Annotated in this window: 2 protein-coding genes and 1 pseudogene; 1 reads left to right on the top strand and 2 read right to left on the bottom strand. The window is 39.4% G+C overall.

Annotated elements, in window-relative coordinates:
* Nucleotides 1–197 precede the first annotated feature (197 nt).
* Nucleotides 198–1,694 (top strand): annotated as a pseudogene (locus tag QUA47_RS30515) (IS5 family transposase).
* A gap of 734 nt (nucleotides 1,695–2,428) precedes the next feature.
* Here the strand turns inward: QUA47_RS30515 and QUA47_RS30510 are convergent.
* Together QUA47_RS30510 and QUA47_RS30505 are read right to left on the bottom strand one after the other, a co-directional pair.
* Nucleotides 2,429–2,863, bottom strand: a complete 435-nt coding sequence (locus QUA47_RS30510) for a hypothetical protein (protein ID WP_333433578.1) — start codon at nucleotides 2,861–2,863, stop codon at nucleotides 2,429–2,431.
* Nucleotides 2,838–3,257, bottom strand: coding sequence for a hypothetical protein (locus tag QUA47_RS30505; RefSeq protein ID WP_333433577.1), 420 nt, complete (start codon nucleotides 3,255–3,257; stop codon nucleotides 2,838–2,840). Before QUA47_RS30505 ends, QUA47_RS30510 begins: the two co-directional genes overlap by 26 nt.
* Between the last annotated feature and the right edge of the window lie 124 nt (nucleotides 3,258–3,381).

Here is a 3,381-nt window from a genome sequence, read left to right as displayed (position 1 = left end):
AAAGGATGTAATTTTTCGAGAAGATATGTGGCCGAGACACAATTATAAAGCCGTCACTAACTTATCGATTTTAAGTAGGGCTTGCTGAAGCAGTTGCAAAAGTAAACACTGTATGAGTTGTCTGACCCTAAAAAGGTGGAATGGTGCAAGAAAAACAGCTAAAATAGATCAAAAGTCGTGCATCACCACCTGCGATCGTGTACAGAAAAGCTGAGGTTGCCCCAAACCCCCCATTCGAGTTTGAACTGCCCTTCGGAGGCAGCTTGTCACCAGATAACCGTTGGGTAAAGATGGCCCAAGTAATACCGTGGTCAGAATTTGAATCAGAATATGCTCAAAACTTCCCCACAGAAAGGGGTGCACCAGCCAAATCATTTCGGATGGCGTTGGGGGCATTAATTATCAAAGAAAAACTCGGAATTAGCGATCGGGAAACAGTCGAACAAATCCGTGAAAACCCCTATGTGCAATACTTTATTGGTCAATCAATCTACAGTAACGAGCTGCCATTTGACCCATCACTATTAGTTCATTTCCGACAACGAATTAGTGGGAATCTAATTAATAAAGTGAACGAACGCCTGGTCAAGAAAATACGAGAATCCGCCACAGTAAAACCCGAAAAAAAAATGATTCGGACGCAAAAAATGAGTCGCAAAATCGAGGAAAACTAATCATAGATGCGACCTGCGCTCCCGCCGATATTACCTATCCAACCGACTTGGGACTATTAAACCTTGCCAGAATCCACACCGAAAAAATTATAGATATTCTCTATAAATCTCTAAAATACACAGCCCCAAAAAAGCCAAGAACCTACCGAAATCTAGCGAGAAAAGACTACTTGGCAGTAGCCAAACAACGACGACCGACCCGAAACAAAAAAAGACAAGCAATTAAAAAAAAACTCCAATATATCAAAAGAAATTTAGCTCATATTGAACAGCTAATAGAGTTAGGCGCGACCCTAAAAACTTTGAATAAAAAGCAATATAAAACCTTGCTAGTCCTCACAGAGGTCTATCGCCACCAACAGCAATGGTTATTTGATAACAATAAACAGAGCATTGAGGATAGAATAGTGAGTTTAAGCCAACCCCATATCCGTCCCATTGTCAGAGGAAAAGCAGGGAAAAAAGTAGAGTTTGGAGCCAAACTATCAGCGAGTTGCTTTGAAGGATATGTATTTTTAGACCGGATGAGTGGGAATAGTTTCAACGAATCAGGAGACTTAAAAGCACAAGTAGAAGCATATCGTAGGTTCACCGGATACTATCCAGAGTCAGTTCATGCCGATCGCATTTACCGTACAAGGGAAAACCGAGCATGGTGTAAAGAAAAAGGGATTAGGCGAGCGTGGACCCCCCCTAGGAAGACCCCCAGCAAATGTGAGTAAATCAAAAAAGAAGCAAGCCTTGGAAGATGAAAGGATTAGAAATGCGATTCAGGGTAAATTTGGACAAGGTAAACGAAGATTCAGTCTCAATAGAGTGATGGCAAAACTTGATAATACTTCTGAAACAGTTATTGCTATTACTTTTTTAGTCATGAACCTTTCTACCTGGTTGCGCCGGGTTTTTTGTGTGTTTTTATGTCGTTCGGGCAAAACAACACCTGTTTTTAGATTGAAGATAATCTCTAATTATACTTGGCGCAAATTAACGCATGAAAAACTTATCTTAAATCGACCTTGAATATATTGATCGCTCCTGTTCTTGGGAAAGCGATCGATTATTCAGCAAGCCCTAAGTACGATAGCCCTCAATTTTTACCGAGTTTTAGGCTTTTTGTCAGTAAAAACAGGACAACGATGGTTGGGTTATAACTTATCCAAGCTGATACTTATCAGCATTTAACACACTATTCGAGCGGTTTATTGTCGCTCTAATTTACAAGATTTTATCAGTTAAACCGTTGCTCGGCAAGGCAGACGGTTAATTTTCATATTAAATATTAGCGAGTTTTGAGGGAGCGCAAAAATTTGGGCGTTCCCTAAACATAATGATGTCCCATTCTCAAATTTTAGCGCTGCTAAAATTTGAGAATGAAACCGCCCTGCCTAATCTAGGGGTAGTAGGGATAGGCACAATGCGGCACTAAACTGCTAGGCCAGAAAGATTTTCTGTTAGGTTCGAGAATCGGATAGAGAGAGGATTTTATGATTTTTGAGATATCATTGAAATATACAATTTAGAGGGACAACAGCTTACCCCTAGGTTTTTACCAAAACCTATTTAGTGGGATTGCTATAGCAAAAGGCGCTGATGCAGAAGGCAATAAAAGCTCCTATTCCAGCAATTAAGAACCTCCAAAACATTGTAGCGGTTGCTATAAATTTTCACAAACTCCTCAAATTAAAAAAGTTGGGTTTCCTAGCTCAACCCAACCTACTTTTAATAAAGAATGACTGACGGGGTGACAACAAGAGTCAAAACATTGATAGAATGAATGACATAGCCCTTAGACCCCTCTGAAAGAATGGTAGTTTATTACGCCTGATTCTCATTAATTCACTAATAATATCTTGACAAAATTCCATGCCAATTACCCAACATTGACCATATAATCCTATCCAAAAACTACTATGGCGACGTATTGAGCGCCCATATTCAGTTAACCTACCCACATATTTTTGGATTCCCATTGTCTTGATTTTTTGACCTTGAATTACTGCACAACTGTAGGCAATCGCTATTAATAATATCAAACTGCTTAAACGCTGATTATTAGCATGGCTTTTTTCTAAATTATAACCACCTGTTTTACAGTCTTTAAACATCGCCTCAATCCCACTCCGACTTGGAAAAATCTTGATTGATTGCTTTAAATGGCCGACATTAGTCAAAAGATACCAACGCAACATCTTCCTGTTTTCCCCGATATTTACGGATCCAATAGCCCGCCATATCAAAAGTCCCAAATCCTTTTTGTTTTGTGAATTTTACATCTGATAAATAAAAGCTGGTTCCCGGTACTAAACCCATGTCAGCCAAGCGGATGTAATCCGAGTTTTCCTCTTGGATATAGCGCCCTTGTTTAACTCTAAAAATAAACTTTACTTGTCTTTGACAAAGCCAAGATGCGAAGTTGACGCTACCAAATTCCCGATCGCCCAACACGATAACTTTATAATCTGATAGTAACTCTAAAACAGGAGTGATTAGAGCTTTTTGTTCACAAAGGTTACTACATCCTCTCTTGTCTAGCAGTCGCCAGTATAAGGGGATACTTCGTTTTTCCCAAATCAGACTGACCATAAATATACAGCACTTTCCGATGTTATGAGGTACAATTAAGAATTAAGGTGAAAAGCATCTAATAGTGAAAGCTAATGAAATCCTATTCCCTAGATCTCCGCTCAAAAATAGTGGCAGCGCACTT

This window comes from Microcoleus sp. MON2_D5 (assembly GCF_036701905.1).
In the GTDB taxonomy this organism is placed as follows: Bacteria; Cyanobacteriota; Cyanobacteriia; order Cyanobacteriales; family Microcoleaceae; genus Microcoleus.
This window is presented reverse-complemented; position numbering and strand designations above follow the sequence as displayed.